The organism is Acinetobacter sp. NPDC052428, assembly GCF_044547685.1.
Taxonomy (GTDB): Bacteria; Pseudomonadota; Gammaproteobacteria; order Pseudomonadales; family Moraxellaceae; genus Acinetobacter; species Acinetobacter lwoffii_G.
On sequence record NZ_JBIUAT010000014.1, the window covers coordinates 1 to 24,087 of the forward strand.

Consider the following 24,087-nt stretch of genomic DNA (forward strand, 5'->3'; position numbering starts at 1 on the left):
TTTGAATCATCGCCCAAGAAAAAGACTCGGCTTTAAAAGTCCGAGTCAGGTATTATGGCAACAACATGGTGTTGCACTTCAAATGCTAATCTAAGATTTAAATATAAGCAGTTTTAATCAAATGTTTTTTATTTGGATTGAGTTAATTTAGATAAATTCTAAATATGTTCAATCACTTCATCTTCAAGCTTCAATTTGACAATTCCTTGTGAATTGGTCATTTTCTGTTGAGTTTCAATACGTTTAATCATTTTTTCTAGCACATGAATCAGCTCGGGATATTCAAAGTTTTGCACTTCATCCAGATTCAGCAATAAATGAAAGCCCTTATATTCATAATCGAACCAGCGCTGATACTCGACTTTCTGAGACGCATATTTTTCCATGACCTGCCAGGTTCTTACAGGTGCTTTAATGCCTTTCAAGAATATCGGCTTTTTCGGTGCACAAAGATAATCATCTTTGATCAGATTATGAGTATCTTCCGAAATCAGGATTTCATCGACTTCCGCTGCACTTTGCAAACGCGCTGCCAGATTGGCATCACGTCCTACAATGGTATAAGCCATACGATGCGTAGCCCCATAATTCCCTACGTGGCAATAACCGGTTGAAATCCCCATGCGGATATGCAGTGGCGGATAACCCATTTTAATCCAGCGTTCCCGCAGCAATTTCATTTGCTGACGCATCGCCAATGCCATTTCCATACAGTTCTTAGCATCCTGTTCCACACCTTCGGAGTTCGGATCACCAAAGAAAATCAGGATGGCATCACCCATGAATTTATCGACAGTCGCTTCATAATTTTTAGCGATTTCGGTCATATGCCGAAGATAGTCATTCAACAGGAATGCTAAATCATCTGGAATCAGAGTTTCAGATAGCTCTGTAAAGCCTTGAATATCAGAGAAAAAGATCGTCAACTTTTTACGTTTATATTCAATTTTGGCTTCAGATTCACCTTTCATAATGGATTGCCATAACTGCACGGGCGCATAGCGACTCAGCTGATTGGCAAATTCCATATAACGGTTCATCTGTTCGAAATAATGGTCTTTTTTCTGGGTCATGTATTGCACACGACCACTTTGATAAAAACTTCCGACACCAAAATAGGTAATCAGACAGATAAAGCCTAAAACGGTCAACTCACTGCTGGTCGGTTCGAAATAATTATTAAACCCAAAGACCAGAATATTGGCCAGATAAAAAAGCGTAATCCCGATCAGGCTGGCTAGAGATGCCATCATCAATGAAATTTTATTGCTGATCGCGGTATAGAGCACTGCGACCAGACCCAGCAAGGACAACACCAAGTCCAGATGCACGGCCGCCAAAACCACCGAGATGACAATGACATCAATCAGGAAAAGAATATTACGCCGAATGTGATAATCATGACGATAGATCAGCCAGCGAGATAGCTTGGGAGTGATCAACAAAACCAGAAACAAAAAAAATGGAACAAAAAGCTGATACTGGGTATCTGGTTCAGTGTAATGAAAGACGACCAGAACCAGAGACAGCATGATATAGCCCATCATGCGATGGAAATATTCAAACTGATGGGGTTCTTTTTGAATCCAGTCGTCTAATTGCACTCACTCACTCCCTGAAGTCCGCAACTGTCCATGGTTCTCGGAATGCCTTGGCTGATTAGTCCATGCGCCAGTCAAATGGCATATCACCTTGACCACGTAAAGCCAGCATTAAGGTTTGACGCATATGTGCCAGTACTTCACTGCTATAAGGAACAGCAGGTGTACCCCAAACAGGCTTCGGCCATGCAACGTCGTTCTGATAACGAACCACATGATGAAAATGCAATTGCGGCACCATATTACCCAGCGCTGCTACATTCATTTTATCTGCACGGAAAACACGTGCCAGCTGGCTTGATAACCAGCTTGACTCTCTTAAAAACTGCTCTTGGTCAGCTTGACTCAATTCATATAATTCAGAGACACCCGGCACACGTGGAATCAGAATGAGCCAGGGAAATTGCATATCATTCATCAAACGACATGTTGACAAAGGAAAGTCGCCTACAAAAAACGTATCTTGAGCAAGTTGTGGATGCAAACTAAACATATCTTTATAAATGATGCAAAATTAGAATGATGGCTAATACTAACATATCCAACTGAAGCTGAATATTGAAAGCAATGTGTTTAAAGACAAATTCTCATGATTTGTTGCGAAGCACATCACAACAATTACTGTAAACAATTCATTAAAAAAATCAAGCCTGTTGTTCCTGCAAACTTCATTGGAAAATGAAACCCAAACTGAATTTTCAGGCTGATTTAATCGAATAAAATCAGTGCAATTCTTTAAGCAGACTGTCCAGTAAATCCTGTATAACCTGAATCCGCTTTTGATAGTCTTCCAGCATGACCATGACTTTTAGACGTTGACCGCCATCCATCCGGAAATAGGTCGGATGTTTCTGCATCATCTGGATAATCGTCATGGCTTGAACCGGAGTATCCGGTGCAAATTCAATATGCCCACCCTGACTGCTGATATCAATTTTAGTAATACCAAGCTGCTCGGCTTTCAATCGAATCTGATGTACAGCAAAGAGCTGTTTGACCGGTTGCGGCGGTATACCAAAACGATCAATCAATTCCATCCGGATATTATCCAGCTTTTCCTGGGTATCGGTATTACTGATGCGTTTATAGAACAACAGACGTTGATGCACATCACCCAGATATTCATCCGGAATCAGTGCTGGCATATGCAGGGTAATTTCGGCAGTCAATGACAATGGTGCGTCGAAGTTTGGCGTTTTACCTTTTTGAATGGCTTTGGTGGCTTTTTCCAGCATTTCCATATACAGGCTATAACCAATCGCCTGCATCGAACCACTCTGCTGTTCACCGAGTAACTCACCTGCGCCGCGAATTTCCAGATCTTCAGTTGCCAGCATAAAACCGGCACCCAAAGTTGAAGCACGCTGAATGGCATCCAGACGTTTTTCTGCATCACCTTTTAAGGCTTTTAATGACGGTACCATCAAATATGCATAAGCCTGATGATGTGAGCGCCCTACACGTCCGCGTAGCTGATGTAATTGCGCCAGGCCCAGTTTGTCGGCACGTTCAATCAGAATGGTGTTGGCATTCGGAACATCAATCCCGGTTTCAATAATGGTCGAACATACCAGAACATTGTATTCCTTGTGATAGAACTGCTGCATCACCTGCTCCAGTTCACGTTCACGCATCTGTCCGTGGGCCACAATCACCCGCGCTTCCGGCACCAGTTTACGGATATGCTCGGCGGCACGATCGATTGTATCAACTTCATTATGCAGAAAATAAACCTGACCACCGCGCAGCAATTCACGCAGAATCGCTTCTTTAATGGTGTCATCGGTATGTTCCTGCACAAAGGTTTTCACCGCAAGACGGCGTGCCGGCGGTGTGGCGATAATCGACAGATCACGCATGCCACTAAAGGCCATATTCAGCGTACGTGGAATTGGAGTCGCAGTCAGTGTCAGCATATCAACATCGGCACGCATGGCCTTGATTCGCTCCTTGTCGCGCACACCGAAACGATGCTCTTCATCGACAATCATCAGACCGAGATTCTTAAACTGGACATTTTCCTGCAAAATCTTATGTGTACCAATCACAATATCGACTTTCCCTTCGATCAGGTCATCAATGGTCTTGGTATGTGCTTTGGAAGAACCGAAACGTGACAGCACTTCAATCCGGACCGGCCAGTCGGCAAAGCGGTCTTTGAATGAATCATAATGCTGCTGTGCCAGCAAGGTGGTTGGTACCAGAATCGCGACCTGCCGATTATTCTGCACTGCAACAAATGCGGCACGCATCGCGACTTCTGTCTTGCCGAAACCGACATCACCACACACCAGTCGATCCATCGGTTTGGCCTGCTGCATATCCTGCAGCGTAGCTTCAATGGCATTGGCCTGATCCGGTGTTTCTTCATAAGCAAAGCCACTGGCAAATTGCATATACAGGCTTTGATCGACTTCAAAACTGATCCCGGGCTTGGAAGCACGACGTGCCTGAATATGCAGCAATTCGGCCGCGACATCGTGAATCTGTTCCAGCGCTTTACGTTTGGCTTTATTCCACGCATCTGTACCCAGTTTATGCAAAGGTGCCAGATCCGGATCACCACCACTATACCGGCTGATTAAGTGCAGATTGGTCACCGGCACGTAGACTTTGGCGGCATCCGCATAATCCAGCTGCAAAAATTCGTGATCCTGATCATCAATACTTAGGGTGACCAGACCGGCATAACGTCCGACCCCATAATCGATATGTACCACAGGCGCGCCCATGGTCAGCTCAGTTAGACTTCGGATCAGAAACTCTTCGGAAACTTCCTGTTGACGTTTGCGACGGCGCTGTACCACGCGATGTTCATACAGCTGATTTTCAGAAATTACGCTGACACGATCGGTCAATACCAGACCACGCTCTAAAGGCGCATTGGTAATGGCAATTGCATACAGAGATTGAATAAAACTATCAAAATTTTCAACCGTGGGGATATCACCCAGACTTGGCCTTAAGGCATCTTTAAGACTTTCCCGGCGTCCAGCACTTTCAGCCACTAGCAATACCGGATGATTAGCCTGATCAATATATTTTTTGACTTCATGAAACGGTTTTTCACGTTTCGGATCTACGGGCAGACGCGGTGGCAACTGGGTATCAAGATTCAATACCCCAGCTTTTTGATCAAAAGATGTTTGTGCGGCAATGATGCGTGCAAACTGGTTCAGCTGCTCCAGCACCTGATTGGTCTGAAAAAACAGGCTTTCAGGCGGCATGATCGGTTGGTCGACATTGTGGCGACGATCTTCATAACGGCGCACCACATCTTGCCAAAACTGGCTGAGACTTTCGTCCAGAGCCTTATCTGTAATGACAATGCCATTCTTCGGTAGGTACGAAATCAGTGAACTTTGGCCTTGCATGGCTTCCGCGCTGAAAAACAAGGGCAAATAAAACTCGATTCCCGGCGAGACTATGCCATCCATCACATCCTGATAGATCGGGTTTTTCTTTGGATTCGCGGTCGGGAAAAATTCGGCATAGCGGTCACGGAACGTCGCACGACCTTCCTTGAGCGGAAATTCCTGTGCCGGCAATACGGTAAACTGCTGCAAACTTTGCGTGGTGCGCTGAGTTTCGGCATCGAAAAATTTCAGGCTTTCAATTTCATCATCAAACAGGTCAATCCGAATCGGTGCTTCCTGTCCCGATGCGTAGATATCCATGATACTGCCGCGTACCGCGAATTCACCTGGATCATAGACGGTATCGACCAGATGATAACCGGCCTGAATCAACTTTTTCTTTTGTTGTTCCAGATCAAATTTCTGACCGACATGAATATCGAAATGCTCACCCAGAATCCATGAGGTTGGCGCCACACGTTGTGCCAAAGTTGAGGCGGACAACAACAGTACACCAGTTTTGGGCATATTGGATAAGATTGCCAGACGTTCCGAGACAATATCCTGATGTGGGGAGAGACGATCATAAGGCAAGATTTCCCAATCCGGAAAAATCGTGGGTTTAATCCCATAAAATTCCAGTTCACTTTCCAGTTGACCCAAATGCTGATTATTACGTGCAATCACAATAAATAAGCGCGATTGCTGCTGCACGATTTCCTTGAGCAATAATGCAGTTGAGGAACCTTGCAGATTGCCTAACCAGCGTTTCTCGCCTGCTTTGAGCTGTGGTAAATTGAGTTGGGAAATTTCTTGCTGGAACATGGATATAGCTTTAAAGTCTAAATAACCTGAGGCTTATACTAGCACGATGATCTCAGGATATTTTGTTATTTTTATGCAGTCTTGCCACATCCATATACTTCGATTTTAAGCCACTTTTGCAGCTTATTTTTGATCGCGCAGAAAGTTACGATAATAATCATTTAACTTCTTAAGGATCATTTTAAATTGCAGCAGATTCTCTTCGGTATTGCCTAAAGTCGCATTAAAATGCTGATGGGCAATTTCCAGATCAATTTTTTCATTGATCAGCATTGCGGTATCATATAACGCTTTTAAATCATCAAACTGTTTTAAACGGCGATTCGACAAATACTCTAATCGTGCACCCAATTCCTGATTGAGTTGAATATCATCGACGATATAGCCTGTACCTTCTACGTACTGGATATTCTGCTCTTCTAAATATAGCTGTGCAGCAGTCGGTTTATTACTTTTAAATAATGCACTGATTTTATCAAACATCGCCATTTACCCAGCCAAATATAGTTCAGGCTCTAGTCTAGATGAAAATGCCTCAAATCCACATCCTGAACTTGAGGCAAATTATCAAAATAGCAGCGATTCGCTGTTTCAGACGATTTAATAGATATATGTATGTTAAGAAACCTGTTCGAGCTGATTCTCTGCTGAAGGGATTTCAGACACCAGATTTTCAAATGCAAAAATCTCTTCTAATTGCGCTTCACTCAATAAACCTAACTCTAATACTACTTGCGGCACGGTTTTATTTTCCCGCATACATTGTTTGCCGATTTCATCGCATTTGGCATGTCCCAATATCGGTTCAAGCAAGGTTACGATCCCGACACTGCGCATGACCGAACTTAAACAAATCTGTTCATTGGCCTGAATGCCAGCAATACATTTCTGATTCAGGGTTTGCATGCCTTGGGTCAATAATTGAATCGATTCATTCATCGCCACGGCAATCACAGGCTCCATAACATTCAATTGTAACTGCCCGGCTTCCGCAGCCATAGTAATGGTTAAATCATTACCAATCACCCGAAAGGCAATCTGATTGACCACTTCCGGAATCACCGGATTGATTTTTGCCGGCATGATCGAAGAACCTGCCTGTAATTCAGGTAAACGGATTTCAGCCAGACCTGTACGCGGCCCTGAGCTGAGCAAGCGCAAGTCATTACAGATTTTGGACAGTTTCACTGCCAGACGTTTTAAACTGCTCGACAAAATAATAAAGACGCCACAATCGCTGGTCGCCTCGACATAATCTGCCGCTCCTTTTAAAGGTAGACCTGTCAGGTGTGCCAAGATTTCCACTACCCGATTGGCATAGCCCGGCGGTGTATTCACTCCGGTCCCAATAGCAGTGGCGCCTAAATTGACTTCTAGCAATAACTGTCGCATCTGACCAATCAGCTTCAGGTCTTCTTTTAATAAGGTGGCAAATGCCCGGAATTCCTGTTCCATGGTCATCGGAACTGCATCTTGTAACTGGGTACGTCCCATCTTGATGACATATTCAAATTCGGCAGCTTTATGATCGATACAATCTATCAGCGCCTTGAGCACACTCAATAATTCATCCAGACTGCTATAGGTCGACAGACGCAAAGCCGTTGGATAGACATCATTGGTCGATTGCGAGGTATTGACATGATCATTTGGATGCAGAATGTGATAATCACCTTTCTGATGGCCCGACATTTCAAGGGTAATATTGGCGATCACCTCATTGGCATTCATATTGATGGAGGTTCCGGCACCGCCCTGATAAGGATCGAGTGGAAATGCCGCTTGCCACGCTTCCGGATGCTGAATCAATTCATCACAGGCATTTTGAATGGCATGACTGGTCTGCTCGGACAGTTTTTGAAAATGTAGATTGGCCTGTGCCGAGGCTTTTTTCACTTGGGCCAAAGCACGAATAAAATGCGTTTGTTGCCCCACCGCCAATCCGGAAATCTTAAAATTTTCGATGGCACGTAAGGTATGAATCCCATAATAGCTATGCAACGGGATTTGTTTTTCCCCCAATAAATCACGTTCAATGCGGGTCGGTTCGATTTGAAGCATATTGTCCACTAAAAAATACTCTTGGCGATGCACCGTATTTGGTGTGACATTAATATGAGCAAACAAATACAGGCCTAATAGAAAGACTTTAACCTAGATTTGCTACGATTTATTACCAATACGCTAAAGCTGTGAGTTTTGTAAGATTGTGTAAGTAACTGGCTAAAATTCAAATATTTTAATTATTTATTCAAAATTTCCACTTTCCCCCTGAATCCGACGTCGTATTGCCTTTTATCCGCTCAAGTTATTCCTGATTCAATTTCAGTGGATTACTATTATGTTTACAATAAGCACACATAAAAGCTGTGCAATTGTTACAGAGTGTAATTTTTAAACCATGCTTGAATCACCTCCTTGCAATCTCAGTACAAAAAATCATCTTGGACGATGATTTCCATATTTACAGGATGACCTGCCTATGACTTATTTAAACCCCACCCTGATTACCTTCATGTTTTATATTATCGCCATGATTGCAATCGGTTTATATGCTTATCGTGTCACCTCCAATTTTGACGAATATATTCTAGGTGGACGGAGTCTGGGCAGTGTCGTTACTGCACTTTCGGCGGGCGCATCGGATATGAGTGGCTGGCTGTTGATGGGTCTTCCGGGAGCCATTTACCTGTCTGGCCTGTCAGAAGTCTGGATTGCGATCGGTTTGATTATCGGTGCATGGCTGAACTGGTTACTCGTAGCAGGTCGACTGCGTGCCCATACTGAATATCAAAACAATGCCCTAACCTTACCGGATTATTTCACCAGCCGTTTTTCCGACCGTAAACGCATTTTACGGGTTTTGTCTGCCTTGGTGATTCTGGTGTTCTTTGCGATTTATTGTGCTTCGGGCATGGTCGCAGGTGCACGTCTGTTTGAAAGCCTGTTTGGCTGGGATTACACCACAGCGCTTGTGATTGGTGCGATGGCGACGATTCTCTATGTTTGTATTGGTGGCTTTTTGGCGATCAGCTGGACCGATACATTCCAGGCCGGTTTGATGATTTTTGCCTTATTGCTGACTCCGATCATTACCTTCTTGGCCCTGGGCGACAACAGCCAGCAAGTGAGTGTCATCCTTGAATCGGCTCGCCCACATGCCTCCAGTATGCTTGAAGGTTTAAGCACCGTTGCGATTATTTCCAGTCTGGCCTGGGGCTTGGGTTATTTTGGTCAGCCGCATATTCTGGTGCGTTTTATGGCAGCAGATTCGGTCAAAACCATTCCTGCTGCGCGCCGTATTGGCATGACCTGGATGATTCTATGCCTAGGCGGTGCAGTGGCTGCCGGTTATATCGGTATTGCCTACTTCAGTGTCAATCCCACATTGGCCTCGGTGGTGAATCAAAACCCTGAAACGGTATTTATGGAGTTGACCAAAATCCTGTTTAATCCGTGGATTGCCGGAATCATTCTGGCTGCTATTCTGGCAGCAATCATGAGTACCTTAAGCTGTCAGCTTCTAGTCTGTTCAACGACCTTGACCGAAGATTTATACAAGAGTTTCCTGCGTAAAAATGCTTCACAAAAAGAACTGATCTGGGTCGGTCGCGGCATGGTCTTGGTGATTGCCCTGATTGCCATTTCACTGGCAATTAATCCGAACAGTAAGGTTTTGGGTCTAGTGGCTTATGCCTGGGCCGGTTTTGGTGCCGCATTTGGCCCACTGATTATCTTGTCGCTATTCTGGAAACGAATGACCCTCAACGGCGCGATTGTCGGTATGGTGGTCGGTGCCGTGACTGTAATTGTCTGGAAAAATTACATGGGTGATACCGGTCTGTATGAGATTATTCCGGGCTTTATTCTGGCTACCCTCAGCATTATCATCGTCAGTCTGCTGGATAAAGCACCTAGTGAAGATGTAGTACATCGTTTTGAAATGGCTAAAGCTGAGTATCAAAAAGAAATGGCAGAAATGGAAAAATAAATATTTTCTTCAGCATAAATTAAAGGGACTTTCGAGTCCCTTTTTTGATTTTAATTTACTGCTAATTATTTGGCTTTTCCCGGCATTTTCAGATGGATCTGCTGACTTTCTTTAATCACTTCCATCACCGGATAACTGCGCGTTTCTTTAATTCCGGGCAATTGCCACAAGATCTGACCAGAGATTTTCCGGAACTCATCCATATTGGCACATCGGATTTTTACCACAAAATCAAAACCGCCACTGATCATGTGACATTCGATAATTTCAGGAATCTGCCGCACAGCATGGGAAAATTCATCTAAAACATTCGGTGTGGTTTTATCCAATAAAATTTCAACAAAGACCACAAAACCATTATTCAACATGACTGGATTGAGGCGCGCTTCATAGCCCACAATAAAACCTTCCCGGGTCAGCTTTTGTACACGCGCCAAGGCTGCCGTAGGCGACAGATTGACCAGTTCAGCCAGTTTGATATTGGAGAGCTTGGCATCGGATTGCAATAAACCCAGTATACGAATATCTATACGGTCAAGGTTCAAATAAGGACTTGGCATTAGAATTATTCTCTAAAAAAAGCGAAAACTATAGTGAGATATTCGTCAAATATTCTGTGATTATAGATTAAAACTCATTCACCTCAAAGAACTGATTGACGCAGTACAGGAAGTCACTATGCCAACCACTCTCCGCCCAGATTCAATTTTAGATTCAGCCCAGCACTCGAATTATATTGCTGAATTTAAACACAAAAACCAATACGAAGAACGTATTAATACGGCATGGCGTCGTGCTGAAACGGATTGCGTCGAAGAGTTATTGGCCCATAGTGAAATTTCTTCCGAGATGAGTGACAAGATTCAGGCGCTTGCCTTTGATCTCGCACATTCCTTACGTGAACGCAAAAGCTCCACTGGGAAAGCCGGCATCGTACAGGGCTTATTGCAGGAATTTTCTTTATCTTCTCAGGAAGGCATTGCCCTGATGTGTCTGGCAGAAGCCTTGCTGCGGATTCCGGACAAAGCCACACGTGACCTGCTGATTCGAGACAAAATCAATCAAGGTAACTGGAAAGAACATTTGGGTCAGAGCCAGCTAATGTTTGTGAATGCGGCAGCCTGGGGACTGATGCTGACTGGCAAGCTGATGGAAACCCCGCAGCAAAAGAGCCTGTCTAGCTTGTTGACTGGTCTTTTGGCACGCAGTGGCCGCGGGATTATCCGTAAGGCCGTCGATGTTGCCATGCGCATGATGGGCGAGCAGTTTGTTACGGGTGAAACCATTGATGAAGCACTGAAAAATGCGGAGCCGCTGGAAGAAAAAGGCTTTCGCTATTCCTATGACATGCTGGGTGAAGCAGCACTGACCGATCCGGATGCTGAACGTTATTATCAGGATTATCAGCAAGCCATTCATGCCATTGGTCAAGCATCACAGGATAAAGATGTTTATGACGGGCCTGGCATTTCTATCAAACTCTCTGCGCTGCACCCCCGTTATCAGCGTTCGCAAATGGATCGCGTGCATGATGAGCTCTATGCAAAAGTACTGAAACTCGCGGTCTTGTCCAAGCAATACAATATTGGTTTAAATATCGATGCTGAAGAAAGTGATCGCCTTGAGATTTCACTGGAACTGTTAGAACGCCTGTGTTTTGAACCACAATTGCAGGACTGGAAAGGCATTGGCTTTGTGATTCAAGCCTATCAAAAACGCTGCTTCTATGTCGTGGATTACATCATTGATCTGGCGAAGCGCAGCCAGAAACGCTTGATGATTCGTCTAGTCAAAGGCGCATATTGGGACAGCGAAATCAAGAAAGCCCAAATTGATGGAATATCGGATTATCCAGTATTTACCCGTAAGGTACATACCGATCTGTCTTATATCGCCTGTGCGCGTAAGCTGCTAGCTGAACCGGATTACATCTACCCGCAATTTGCCACTCACAATGCACAAACGGTAGCGACGATCTATCAACTGGCGCAACCTGAGCAGTATTATGCTGGCCAATACGAGTTTCAATGTCTGCATGGCATGGGCGAACCGCTGTATGAAAATGTCGTGGGTGATCCATCGAAAAATAAACTCGGTATACCCTGCCGGATCTATGCGCCAGTCGGCAATCATGAAACCTTGCTGGCTTATCTGGTGCGTCGTTTACTGGAAAATGGTGCCAATACCTCATTCGTCAATCGTATTGCCGACAAGACTTTAAACATTGAAGATTTGATTGAAAATCCACAGCAAACGATTTTAAAGGCATCAAAACAGGAAAACGTATTGGGAGCCAAGCATCCGCATATTCCCTATCCGCAAGATCTTTATGCCGATGCACGCATTAACTCATCCGGACTCGATTTGGCCAATGATGCTGAGCTCCGTATTTTAAATGAAGTTGCATCCAGTCTGGCAAATACGCAATTTCAGGCAGCGGCTATGGGAACGGCATTTAGCAGCGTGGATACAACCCATGCAGTTCCCGTAATCAATCCGGCACAACATCAGGATGTGGTCGGCACAGTCTATGAAGCAACTTCTGAACAGGCCAAAATTGCACTCACCCAAGCCGTTAATGCACAAAGTTTCTGGGCCAATCTGTCAAAAAATGAGCGTGCTGCCTGCCTGAATAGAGCCGCAGAATTGATGGAAGAACGCCTGCTACCGCTCATGGTTCTTCTTTCTCGTGAAGCAGGTAAAACCTATGCCAATGCGATTGCCGAAGTGCGTGAGGCGGTAGATTTCTTGCGTTACTATGCAGCTCAAGTTTTGGATCTCAATGACAATGTACAGATCCAGCCTTTAGGCACCGTGCTATGTATCAGTCCATGGAATTTCCCGCTGGCGATTTTTACCGGTCAGCTTTCAGCAGCGCTGGTCGCTGGCAATACCGTGATTGCCAAACCGGCTGAACAAACGCCGCTGATTGCAGCACAAGCCGTACAGATTTTATGGGAAGCCGGTATTCCGCAGGATGTATTACAGCTGCTACCTGGGCGCGGTGAAACCATTGGTGCACAGCTCAGTGCAGATTCACGTATTCAGGGCATCATGTTTACCGGTTCCACCGAAGTCGCTCAGATTCTGCAAAAAACCGTTGCAGAACGTCTGAATCAGTTTGGAGAAAGCGTCACCCTGATTGCTGAAACCGGTGGTCAGAATGCCATGATTGTGGATTCATCCGCCCTGACTGAACAGGTGGTTTTGGATGTTGTGAGCTCTGCCTATGACAGTGCCGGTCAACGTTGTTCTGCCCTGCGTGTCCTTTGTGTTCAGGAGGATAATCTGGAGGCTGTTCGCAACATGCTCAAAGGTGCCATGCAACAGTTGCGTGTTGGCAATCCGGTCTTGCTGAAAACCGATATTGGTCCAGTGATTGATGCAGAAGCCCAACAAAATATCCAAAAGCATATTGAGCAGATGCGCAGCAAAGGTCATAAAGTTCATCAGTTGATGTTTAATCAAGACCAGACTGAATTAACTCAAGGAACATTCATTGCGCCGACCCTGATTGAACTGCCAAATCTGAATGATCTAGAACGTGAAGTATTTGGTCCGGTATTGCATCTGATCAGCTATAAATATGGCGAACTGGAACAGTTATTAGAGCAGATCAACAGTAAGGGTTATGGCCTGACCATGGGTTTGCACACGCGTATTGATGAAACCATGCAAACCGTGATTGCGCGAGCAGAAGTCGGCAACCTGTATATTAACCGCAATATCGTCGGTGCGGTCGTGGGCGTCCAGCCTTTTGGTGGCGAAGGTCTGTCCGGCACCGGCCCGAAAGCGGGTGGCCCACTGTATATCTACCGTTTAATGCATCAAGTATCCGAGAAAAAACTGGCTCAGCCTTATGCAGTTCAAGCGGAGCCAGCCCTTGTTGAAAATAACCTTGTTCAGGAGTTTAAAGCTTGGGTAGCTAAAACTTTTCCGACTTTATCTTTAAAAGCGCCTATGCAAATTGCGACTGTTCAAAGCCTTAGCCTCCAAGGCCCAACTGGTGAGGATAATCAGTACATGATCTTGCCACGTGAAAGCGTTTTATCCTTAGCACATACCGAGCAGGATCAGATTCAGCAAATTCTGGCGATTTTATCGGTTGGCAGTCGTCCTGCGGTACTGGCGGACAATACTTTTATTCTGAAATATTTACCAACGATGCCAGCCGCGGTCAGCAAGCAATTTAAAGTAGTCCGGGATATTGAAACAGGTGTATTTGATGCCGTCCTGCATCATGGTGACACTGCTGAATTGATTGATTTGCAGAAACGCATTGCAGGCCGAAAAGGTCCAATTATTGGTATCACCCATTTAACTTCGGGCAACTACGATATTCCGGTCGAGCGATTGGTGATTGAACGCGCTATCAGTATCAACACGGCGGCGGCAGGTGGCAATGCCAGCTTGATGACAATGGATAATCTCTAAATCAGTCCAATCATCTCAGCATTTTTAGCTTAAATCTTTCCTCTTGATGGCCAAACCTCTCTCCTCAGAAGGTTTGGTCTTTTTTATGCAGCTTTTAAAGCGGCTCGACTACAATAGGCTTAGGCAGATCGGCAATTTTTTGCTACCATTTGCGCTTTAAAATATTTGCGATTTCTTACTGCATATGACTTCATCTTATCAGCAACAACTTGAAGCCAAAATTGAACGCATCAGCGCTCAGTTTGCCGAATATCAACCACCTGCTTTAGAAGTATTCCAGTCTCCTGAAAAATATTTCCGCATGCGTGCTGAATTCCGGATCTGGCATACTGAAGATGATCTGTTTTATGCCATGTTCGAACGTGACGAGAACAACAATAAAAAAGTCATTCGTATTGATGAATTTCCAATTGCCGACCGCAGCATTAATGACTTGATGCCACAATTACTTGAAGCATTCAAGGCAGATGCCAATCTGGGCCATCGCCTGTTTGAAGTCCATTTTCTGGCGACTTTAAGGGGTCAGGTTCTGGTAACCCTGATTTATCACCGCAAGCTGGATGAAAGCTGGGAACCTGCAGCAAAAGCGCTGGCGGAAAAACTGAATATCAAACTGATTGGCCGCAGCCGTGGCCAGAAATTTGTCCTGACTGATGAATATGTGGTGGAAGAACTGTCGGTCTTTGACCGTCCCTATAAATACAAGCAGATCGAAAGCAGCTTTACCCAACCCAATGCACAAGTTTGCCAAAAAATGCTGGAATGGGCATGTGATGCAGCAGAGCAATCAGATAAAGATTTGCTGGAACTCTACTGTGGCAATGGCAACTTCACCCTACCGCTTTCAACCAAATTCCGCCGTGTTTTAGCCACTGAATTAGCCAAATCTTCAGTCTATGCAGCTGAGTGGAATATTGAGCAAAACCAGATTGAAAATATTCAGGTTGCGCGTCTGTCTGCTGAAGAATTTACTCAGGCTTATAATGGCGAACGTATTTTCCGTCGCTTGCAGGAAGCACAAATCGATATTTCGACTTATGATTTTGATACGGTATTTGTCGATCCACCGCGTGCCGGTATTGATGATGAAACGCTGAAACTGTTACAGCGTTTCGAACGTATTATTTACATTTCTTGCAATCCAGATACCTTATATGACAATCTGAAACAGTTGTGTCAAACGCATAAAATCAGCAAGTTCGCCATGTTTGACCAGTTCCCGTATACACACCATGTTGAGACGGGTGTATTGTTGGAAAAAGTATAAAGAATTTGTTTCAATTTATTATATTGTTACAAAAATGGAGCTTTTTAAAGCTCCATTTTTTATATTATAAATCATGCATTTAATAACAAATCTTGACTTGTACAGCAAGAAATATCGTTAGACCTTTAGGCTTCCATCGGAAATTTTCAAGATCAACTGCTGCTTTTATCACATAGGTCCTATTGCTTTATTTATTTAATTGGCTATATTTCACTCTATGTTAGGTTGTTGTATGAAGGCTCTATGAGTTTTTGGCAAAAGTTGTTTTCTAATGAACAACACAATGAACACAAGAATCAAATTGCTTGTGTTGAAAATGATTGCTCTTGCAAGACGAATGAACAGCTTCTTGAAGCACTTTCTAAAGCCACTGATGAAGAAATCATCATCGGAATTAAAAAGGTTCTTGTATCTCGCGGCTATAGCCGCAAAGAACTGAATGAACTTCAACACTTGCCATTGCAGTAATCGGCCAAGGTTACAGCCGTATAAAGAAAGCACTTGCGTAGCCAAGTGTTTTTTTTATGCTTGAAAGTTTAGTTGAAGGGTTTGGTCTTCTCTATTTCACGCATATTTTAGTCACTCTAACTTTAAAACCTCAAAAATCAAACAAGAAAACGCTGAAAACTCATTTGATCCCCGCCTGTGATTTTGAAGAAATTTTAGTACTTGCTTAGGCTATTCGAACACTTTCATCAGAAGAATATGTTCTAAATTCTGATTTCTTTTAATCCCTTTAAACTTGGCTTAATAACTCTTCAATTCTGATCTGAAACTCAGGCAAGGCATCGATTAATTTAGCAAAACACAGTACACTTCCTATTAAACGACAATGCTTTTTTAAATGGCTTAATTCTGATATGCAACAGACTAAACGGTTTCCCATAGGCGCACATCTTATGGTTAAACATTTCGGTTATACCCATCATGGGATTTACGCCGGACGTGGTCGTGTCATTCATTATTCCGGCTTTGCGCATTTATTCAAGAAACGCCCGATTGAAATAACTTCTATTGAAAAATTCAGTCATGGCAAACCAATTCATATGCAACATTATGACTCGGCAAAATATAAAGGTCGTAAAGTGGTGCGCCGCATGCGGTCCAGAATGCATGAAAACAACTATCATCTGATTCTTAATAATTGCGAACATTTGTGTACCTGGGCCATTACCGGCGTAGAAAGCAGCCCGCAAGTGATTTATATGATGAATCGTCTGACCACGATTGGTTATATCAGCTCGATGATGAGTTTTATGAACAGCATGTTCCTGACCCTGACCACCACCAGTTTCGCATTGGCGCTGTACATCAAGAAGAAGCTCAGAGATAAAGCCAATCTGCGTTTGCAACAATACCGTGAATTGCAAGATCAGGCTAAAACTAAAGTGTCAGACCTGACTAATTTTAAACATCGTTAATTCAAAGCCTAGTCTACCGATAAATGATGAGCAGGAAAGGTTGAGGCCGTGTTTACATTTTGATGATGTCGATAAGGAATTAGGTTAAATAGCCTTTTTTGGCTTGAATCGCTTCAGGTAGTGCTTTGCCTAAAGAGCTTAGGGTTTCCCGCTCTACCAGTCGTACAATTGAATCTAGCGGCAGATCATTGTCTTGTAGACCAAAGGGTTCTTCCAGCTCCGCACTAAGCTCATCCAGCCCGAGTAGCATATAAGCAATTAATCCGACCAGGATCGGCGTCCACAGGCCTAAATTTGCCTGCAAACTGAAAGGCAGGATAAAGCAAAAAGAATAAACCGCACGATGTAATAATACCGAATAAGAAAATGGTAATGGCGTTGACAAAATTCGGTCACAACCAGCCTGAATATCTCCCAAGGCCACAGTATGCTGATTCAGGTTGTTATAAATAATATCGCTGATCTTACCCTGTTTATATTGCTGTACCAGCTCTTTTTGCATCTGTTCCAGCACCCATTGTGATGGATTGATTTTCATGGGCAATTGCTCAAATGATTTAGGTTCAAAACCGGTAGTCGCCTGATAATCCTGAATACTGGGCGTTTGCTGTCTCAACCGGTCACGTAACAAATGGGTAAACAGCATCATGCGATACAGCAACATTTCACGGGTTTGATTATCTAGCACATGGCTGTCGCGGCATAAATGACGCGTGGTGGCAATCAGCGCGCCCCAAAGCTTACGACCTTCCCACCAGCGATCATAGCAGGCTGTATTTCTAAAACTTAAAAAAATCGAGAGAATGACACCAAAGATGGTAAAGCCAATTGCCGGGACAGCAGGAAGGCTCACGAAATGCGCCTGACTCAAATACACCAGCAAAGCGGAAATAAAAACCACCAAGATTAATGCGGGCAGCACCTTGGGCAGAATCGTTCCCTGCCAGGCAAACAGTAACCCCAAACTATTATTCTTATCACGCACAATCATGCAATTTTCCCTGCTGTATTGAAAAAGCCCAACCAGAGTTGGGCTTTTTACATTCTGACTTAAACCAGCTTATTTGCCTGGTTTAAAGCTGTCCTTAAGATCCAGAATACGGTTAAATACCGGTTTTTCGCTGGAATGATCATATTGATCTGCCACGAAATAACCTTCACGCTCAAACTGGAAACGATCCTCCGGCTGAGCTTGCGCTAATGCAGGCTCAATCACGGCCTGAACCACCTTCAATGATTCAGGGTTCAGGTTTGCCAAGAAGTCATCACCCACTTCTGGATCAGACTCCGTAAACAGACGGTCGTAAATACGCACTTCTGCAGGAACGCCTTTTGTCGCAGATACCCAGTGAATCACACCTTTGACCTTACGACCTTCAGGATTTTTACCTAAAGTTTCAGGATCAATCGAACATTTCAGTTCAACCACTTCACCATTTTCATCTTTAATGACTTCGTCACATTTGATGACATAGGCATGACGTAAACGGACTTCACCGCCTGGAATCAGACGTTTAAAGCCTTTTGGTGGCTCTTCTTCAAAGTCTTTACGATCAATAAACAGCTCGGTCGTCAATGGAATAACGCGCTCGCCCATATCGACATTCGGATGACGTGAATGGGTCAGGTCCATATCAGCTGGCAAGTTGGTTAACGTCACTTTTAATGGATTTAACACGGCCATACCACGAGCGGCGGTATTTTCCAAAGATTGACGAATACAGTATTCCAGCATGGCTACATCGACGATACTGCCATCAACTTTCGATACACCAACACGTTGACAGAAATCACGCAGACCTTCTGGCGTGAAACCACGACGGCGCATACCCACTACAGTTGGCATACGTGGATCATCCCAGCCCTGAACATAGCCACCTTCAACCAGCTTACGCAATTTGCGTTTTGAGGTGATGGTATAGTCCACATTTAAACGGCTAGATTCGTACTGACGTGGCACGGATGGTGATTTAACTTTTGCCACTACCCAATCATAGAACGGACGGTGATCCTGGAATTCCAGGGTACACAGTGAATGGGTAATACCTTCAATCGCATCAGACAATGGATGCGCATAGTCATACATTGGATAAATTTTCCATTTATCGCCAGTCTGATGGTGCTCAGAATGCAGGATACGATACAGGATCGGATCACGCATATGCACGTTCGGTGACGTCATATCGATCTTGGCACGTAAAACGGCCTGACCTTCTGCATATTCACCGCTGCGCATTTTCTCAAAACGTTCCAGGTTTTCTGCAACCTTTGCATCACGTTGTGGCGAGTTCTTACCTGGCTCAACGAAATTACCGCGGTTTAAACGGATCTCTTCTGGACTTTGCAAATCCACATAGGCATCACCCTGCTCAATCAGCTGAACTGCCCAGGTATAAAGTTGATCAAAATAGCTTGATGCATAACGCGGCTCACCTTCCCACTGGAAACCCAGCCATTTCACATCATTGGCAATACCATCCACATATTCCTGCTCTTCGGCATCCGGGTTGGTATCGTCAAAACGCAGGTTACAAACACCTTTAAATTCTTCAGCAATACCAAAGTTCAAGCAAATTGCTTTCACATGGCCAATATGTAAATAGCCATTCGGCTCAGGCGGAAAACGCGTCACCACCTGTTGAGTACGACCAGCGGCTAAATCATCAGTAATGACCTGACGTACAAAGTCCAAGCCTGGTTGTTGTTCTTGCTGCTGCACTGAATCGACTGCATTGTTCTTTTGGGTCGGGTTCTCGGGCAGAGATGTCACAACATCATTTGGCTTCATGATCAATCATTCACTTCTAAAGTTAAAAAGGGATTAACAAATATTTCATCGTACAAGTTGTACGTATATTCATTATCAAAGTTCCTTAGTTTAACTATAGGTGATTAATCTCTCAACCGCTAACTACGGTATTTGATTTCAATTCACTCATTTTAAAAAGTGAAAATACAGCAAGCTGCCCAAAACTAAAATATCAACACTTTACGAAACTGGAAAATGATTCAATTCGTGCCTGTCCGGAATATAACGCCCTGTCTGGCAGCATTTGAAATGCCTTGATAAATCAACGTATAAATAAGGTATTATTTTTATGCTTTTAACAAAGAAAATAATGTTTTTACTTGCCTTGTCGATTGTAGTTTGCTTATGCTTCACTCATTCAGAAAAAACCATGGCACTCGTCCATGATCAGGAGATTACACAATGAGTTTTCCTCAAGTCGAATTAAACACCAATAAAGGTCGTATTGTTCTAGAACTCAATGCTGAAAAAGCACCTAAAACCGTAGCTAACTTTTTAGAATACGTACGTGACGGTTTTTATGACGGCGTAATTTTCCACCGTGTTATTGATGGTTTCATGATCCAAGGCGGCGGCATGGATGAAAACTTCAAAGAAAAAGCGACACGTGATGCAATCGAAAACGAAGCAGACAACGGCTTGACCAATGACGAAGGTACGATTGCAATGGCGCGTACTCAAGCACCGCACTCTGCTTCTGCTCAGTTCTTCATTAACGTGAAAAACAATTCATTCCTTAACCACTCTGGCAAAACTGCTCAAGGTTGGGGTTATGCCGTATTTGGTAAAGTCGTTGAAGGTATGGACGTTGTGAACGAAATCAAAAACGTACGTACTGGCAACCGTGGCTACCACGCTGACGTTCCTCTAGAAAATGTAGTAATCGAATCTGCAAAAATCATTTCTGAATAAAAAACGTCCTCTCCGTTCTTTATGAGTTTTAAAGCGATGCTTTAAAACGGTGTAATGGAAAATCCCTCATATGAATGAGGGATCTAGAGAGGAATAAAAGGAAAAGATTCGTGACCTATCTGTTTATCTCAGATTTACATTTGTCACCTGATCACCCTCGACTTGTTCGGGGGTTTTTAGATTTATTAACTGAATATCAAGATCAAGATACCCAATTGTATATTTTGGGCGACTGGTTCAATGCCTGGATTGGTGATGACTACACCTCTCCGTGGTTGGATGAGATTGTCACTGCGTTAAAACAGTTTACTCAGGCTGGGAATCAAGTCTATTTTCAGGCCGGCAACCGGGATTTTGTTCTAGGAAGCAAATTTTTAGCTCAATTTGGCGGACAGCTTCTTTCCGAAATCGCTCAACTGATTATTGCCGGAACACGTTTCCGCCTGGAACATGGCGATGCACTATGTACCGATGATATTTCTTATCAACGTTTTAAAAAGATTATTCGTCATCCTTTGCTACTGGGCTTCTTAAGAAAAACCCCTCTTTCATTTCGAACCAGACTAGCCAACCGCTTTCGTCAGCAAAGCCATCAGGCACAACAGTTTAAAAGCTATGAAGTGATGGACGTCAACCCACATGCAGTTGAGCTGGCATTACAGGACGTAGATGTGCTGATCCATGGTCATACACATCGCGCAGCTATTCATCAACTCGGTCAGAAAAGAAGAATTGTACTGGGCGACTGGAAAGAAGACAGCGCAGAGATTCTGGAAATTCAGGAAGATCAAAGTTTTGATACCCTAAAACTAAAAAAGTGGCGATATTAATCAGCCACTTTTTTTACGATATTGATCTGCTTAACACAGACGATAAAGCTGGTTTACCCCAGTATAGAAACTTTTACCATCAAGATTGAACTGAAATTCCTCACCCGTTGGCAATTGAATCATCTTACCGACTTCAACCCAGATAAAACCGTCCATTGTATTTTGCTTGCGCTTTAATGGAACCAGTTTCACGTTAATTTCATTGCCATCAGCGGCAGTGGCAATATGCCATTCATTGATTTTGATCAAAATATTTACTCACACGATATGAGCTTTTTGTGACTATATGGAGAGAGATTAATAACAACCTAGTTTACATAATAGTTCTATGGCTAGTAGATCTTATTTGAGTTCAAATACTTGAACTAAAAAGTACATCACAATCAGCTTAAAATAATAATAGAAGCAAGAACAGTACTTGCTTGAAGTGCAACCAGTGTAAGCTATTTATCCAGCAAAAGCAAAATTACATTGTAATGACAATAGAATGGGATTTTTAAGAACTTTTTTCATGCTTTGTTAATTATTAGGCTTTTGATTTTTATGATCTAAAATTCATTTTAACGTTACTTCATTTCCGTTGATAAACAAAACCTGTCTTTAAATACCTTAAAATCAATATTAGAGACATGAAACTCAGCCCGAGGTACAGCAAGTTCCACTCTCCCGTCTTTTGATAATTTAGGATCAAGAGAATAGCATTTAAGGCTACAAACAGTACGTGAATCATAAAAAAGGCTTGTTGCACTCGTCTAGTTTTTTGCTGACGTTGGTTCTCTAAGATGTTCTGCTGTTCTTGTAAAAATTGTTCTGCATCTTGAAGGTTCATTATGATTTTCTTATGGCTGAATGAATAGCTCATCTAAAGAATTTCCGGTTAAAAATAAACTAAAAATCTAAGCAAGCTATTCATTCAGAATCTCTTGTTGATTAATAACCGCTAGTCGGATTAATCACATTGATATCCTTTTTATATTTCCCCAATAGATCACGCAAGGAATTCATCAAAACACTGGTATCTACGCCCACTGCTACAAACTCAGTGCCAAGTTCGATATATTTTTGCGTCACTTCATGCTGGGTTGACAGAATTCCTGCAGCTTTGCCTGCAGAACGAATCCGCTGGATTGCATCAATTACAGCTTTTTGTACTTCAGGATGATTCGGATCACCTTGATAACCCATAGTGGCAGATAGATCAACGGCGCCAATAAACACGCCATCAATCCCGTCGATCTGAAGAATAGCATCCAGATTTTCAAGTCCTGTGACCGATTCAATCTGGATTAATAAACAGATTTCTTCATGTGCCGTCTGATAATAATTTGGAATGCTGTTCCAGCGGGTGGCACGTGCCAGTGCAGCACCAACGCCACGAATTCCTTCAGGCGGATAACGGACTGCCCTGACCATGAGTTCGGCCTGTTCCACGGTTTCTACCATCGGAATCAACAGCGTTTGCGCGCCGATATCGAGGAGTTGCTTGATCAGTTGTACGCTACCAATGGGTGGTCGTACCACTGCTTGCGAGGGATAAGCAGCAATACTTTGCAGTTGCGACAAAGTCGTTCTCAAATCACTGGGTGCATGCTCACCATCAATCAGCAGCCAGTCATAACCTGCATTTGCCGCAATCTCGGTTCCATAGGCATCTGCCAATCCAATCCATAAGCCGATTTGCTGCTGGGTTTTCAGTTTGTGTTTAAAGTAATTGGTCACTTGCATCCGCTAACCTATTTGCATGTTGCTGGCGATGCCTCTTATTAAACGCTTCTCGCTTAAAAGTGCCAATAGACAAAAACTGGATTTTAATCTGATTTAACTCTAAGTTTTGCTTGAATCCAGCTCAAGATCATTTCAGAACAGGCTTTGCCTGATGCTTTTTTATTGTAATAATCGGGGGATGTGAAAAATGTATATATTTAAAACTTCTACTCGCTGTTTATTTAAAAAGATTGGAGCCCATTGATGGATTTACTCAAGATCACGCAGACCCGCTATACCACTAAAGCCTATGATCCTAGCAAGAAAATCCCGGCAGAACAGTTCGAGCGCTTATTAGAAATTTTGCGTCTGGCACCCTCTTCAATCAATATTCAGCCTTGGCATTTTTTTATTGCCGATCATGAGGCAGCCAAACAGCGCATTGCCAAAGCCTTGGTCGGTACTTATGCCTACAATGCACCCAAAGTTCTGGATTCTTCACATACCATTTTATTCTGCACCAAAGCCGATATTAATGAGTTGCATCTAGAAAACTTATTGAACCGCGATGATCTCAGTGGCCGATTTAAAGATGAATCCGCCAAGGAAGGTCAGAAAAACACCCGTGCAGGTTATATTCATTATTATCGCAATGAAAAAGGTGATATTCAGCGTTGGGCTGAAAACCAGACCTTTATTGCACTCGGTCAAATGCTCTTAGCTGCCGGAATTGAAGGGGTTGATGCCACCCCGATTGGCGGATTTGACGAAGAGATTATCAGTGAAGAATTACAACTCGCAGAACAGGGCTTGATCCCCTCTGTATTGCTGACTTTAGGCTATCGCAGTGAAAACGACTTCAATGCCAAACTGCCTAAATCACGTCTTGCCGCTGAAGATATTTTCACCAAACTGTAAGGATTTTATGCTATAAAAG

18 protein-coding genes are annotated in these 24,087 nt (G+C 43.5%); 8 read left to right on the forward strand and 10 right to left on the reverse strand.

The window, feature by feature from the left end; translation table 11 throughout:
• Positions 1-158: 158 nt before the first annotated feature.
• From ACIG3F_RS09160 to ACIG3F_RS09180, 5 genes are all read right to left on the reverse strand, one after another.
• Positions 159-1,604: an adenylate/guanylate cyclase domain-containing protein gene (locus ACIG3F_RS09160; protein WP_278357130.1), complete on the reverse strand. Its 1,446-nt coding sequence runs from the start codon at positions 1,602-1,604 to the stop codon at positions 159-161.
• A gap of 55 nt (positions 1,605-1,659) precedes the next feature.
• Positions 1,660-2,094 (reverse strand): HIT domain-containing protein, encoded by a 435-nt coding sequence (locus tag ACIG3F_RS09165; protein ID WP_004646760.1) that lies wholly within the window; start codon positions 2,092-2,094, stop codon positions 1,660-1,662.
• 229 nt (positions 2,095-2,323) lie between these two features.
• Positions 2,324-5,782: a transcription-repair coupling factor gene (gene mfd / locus ACIG3F_RS09170; protein ID WP_396469875.1), complete on the reverse strand. Its 3,459-nt coding sequence runs from the start codon at positions 5,780-5,782 to the stop codon at positions 2,324-2,326.
• A gap of 123 nt (positions 5,783-5,905) precedes the next feature.
• Positions 5,906-6,271, reverse strand: coding sequence for a hypothetical protein (locus ACIG3F_RS09175; RefSeq protein ID WP_278357132.1), 366 nt, complete (start codon positions 6,269-6,271; stop codon positions 5,906-5,908).
• Between the two features lie 129 nt (positions 6,272-6,400).
• Positions 6,401-7,843, reverse strand: a complete 1,443-nt coding sequence (locus ACIG3F_RS09180) for an aspartate ammonia-lyase (protein ID WP_396469898.1) — start codon at positions 7,841-7,843, stop codon at positions 6,401-6,403.
• 421 nt (positions 7,844-8,264) lie between these two features.
• Between ACIG3F_RS09180 and putP the strand changes: the two genes are divergently transcribed.
• Complete coding sequence (gene putP / locus ACIG3F_RS09185; RefSeq protein ID WP_253113322.1) at positions 8,265-9,773, forward strand: sodium/proline symporter PutP; 1,509 nt, start codon at positions 8,265-8,267, stop codon at positions 9,771-9,773.
• Positions 9,774-9,838: 65 nt separating this feature from the next.
• Here the strand turns inward: putP and ACIG3F_RS09190 are convergent, their stop codons facing one another.
• Complete coding sequence (locus ACIG3F_RS09190) at positions 9,839-10,333, reverse strand: Lrp/AsnC ligand binding domain-containing protein (RefSeq protein ID WP_004279833.1); 495 nt, start codon at positions 10,331-10,333, stop codon at positions 9,839-9,841.
• Positions 10,334-10,451: 118 nt separating this feature from the next.
• Here ACIG3F_RS09190 and putA point away from each other — a divergent pair, with 118 nt between their 5' ends.
• The 4 genes from putA to ACIG3F_RS09210 all read left to right on the forward strand — a co-directional run bounded on the left by putA (position 10,452) and on the right by ACIG3F_RS09210 (position 16,895).
• Positions 10,452-14,207, forward strand: coding sequence for a trifunctional transcriptional regulator/proline dehydrogenase/L-glutamate gamma-semialdehyde dehydrogenase (gene putA, locus ACIG3F_RS09195; protein WP_396469876.1), 3,756 nt, complete (start codon positions 10,452-10,454; stop codon positions 14,205-14,207).
• Positions 14,208-14,391: 184 nt separating this feature from the next.
• Positions 14,392-15,474: a tRNA (uridine(54)-C5)-methyltransferase TrmA gene (gene trmA, locus ACIG3F_RS09200; protein WP_396469877.1), complete on the forward strand. Its 1,083-nt coding sequence runs from the start codon at positions 14,392-14,394 to the stop codon at positions 15,472-15,474.
• A 243-nt stretch (positions 15,475-15,717) separates the two neighbouring features.
• A complete protein-coding gene (locus ACIG3F_RS09205) occupies positions 15,718-15,942 on the forward strand; it encodes a hypothetical protein (protein WP_034436106.1) in 225 nt (74 codons plus the stop codon).
• Between the two features lie 392 nt (positions 15,943-16,334).
• Positions 16,335-16,895 carry a lecithin retinol acyltransferase family protein gene (locus tag ACIG3F_RS09210; protein ID WP_396469878.1) on the forward strand — a complete coding sequence of 187 codons (561 nt, stop codon included), beginning with the start codon at positions 16,335-16,337 and terminating at the stop codon, positions 16,893-16,895.
• A gap of 79 nt (positions 16,896-16,974) precedes the next feature.
• Here the strand turns inward: ACIG3F_RS09210 and ACIG3F_RS09215 are convergent, their stop codons facing one another.
• Positions 16,975-17,886 carry a bestrophin family protein gene (locus tag ACIG3F_RS09215; RefSeq protein WP_396469880.1) on the reverse strand — a complete coding sequence of 304 codons (912 nt, stop codon included), beginning with the start codon at positions 17,884-17,886 and terminating at the stop codon, positions 16,975-16,977.
• Between the two features lie 69 nt (positions 17,887-17,955).
• Entirely contained in the window at positions 17,956-19,683 is a 1,728-nt protein-coding gene (locus ACIG3F_RS09220; RefSeq protein WP_195724802.1) for a glutamine--tRNA ligase/YqeY domain fusion protein, read from the reverse strand.
• 423 nt (positions 19,684-20,106) lie between these two features.
• Between ACIG3F_RS09220 and ACIG3F_RS09225 the strand changes: the two genes are divergently transcribed.
• Positions 20,107-20,616 carry a peptidylprolyl isomerase gene (locus ACIG3F_RS09225; RefSeq protein WP_004279844.1) on the forward strand — a complete coding sequence of 170 codons (510 nt, stop codon included), beginning with the start codon at positions 20,107-20,109 and terminating at the stop codon, positions 20,614-20,616.
• 110 nt (positions 20,617-20,726) lie between these two features.
• A complete protein-coding gene (locus ACIG3F_RS09230; RefSeq protein WP_396469881.1) occupies positions 20,727-21,446 on the forward strand; it encodes a UDP-2,3-diacylglucosamine diphosphatase in 720 nt (239 codons plus the stop codon).
• Between the two features lie 30 nt (positions 21,447-21,476).
• Here the strand turns inward: ACIG3F_RS09230 and ACIG3F_RS09235 are convergent, their stop codons facing one another.
• Both ACIG3F_RS09235 and hpaI read right to left on the reverse strand, forming a co-directional pair.
• The gene (locus ACIG3F_RS09235) at positions 21,477-21,695 is read right to left on the reverse strand and encodes a hypothetical protein (RefSeq protein WP_004279847.1); all 219 of its coding nucleotides are present in this window, start codon (positions 21,693-21,695) and stop codon (positions 21,477-21,479) included.
• A 681-nt stretch (positions 21,696-22,376) separates the two neighbouring features.
• On the reverse strand, positions 22,377-23,171 hold the full coding sequence (hpaI, locus tag ACIG3F_RS09240; RefSeq protein ID WP_004279848.1) for a 4-hydroxy-2-oxoheptanedioate aldolase: 795 nt from the start codon (positions 23,169-23,171) through the stop codon (positions 22,377-22,379).
• Positions 23,172-23,414: 243 nt separating this feature from the next.
• Between hpaI and nfsB the strand changes: the two genes are divergently transcribed.
• Entirely contained in the window at positions 23,415-24,068 is a 654-nt protein-coding gene (nfsB, locus tag ACIG3F_RS09245) for an oxygen-insensitive NAD(P)H nitroreductase (protein ID WP_085064663.1), read from the forward strand.
• The last annotated feature ends 19 nt before the right edge of the window (positions 24,069-24,087 follow it).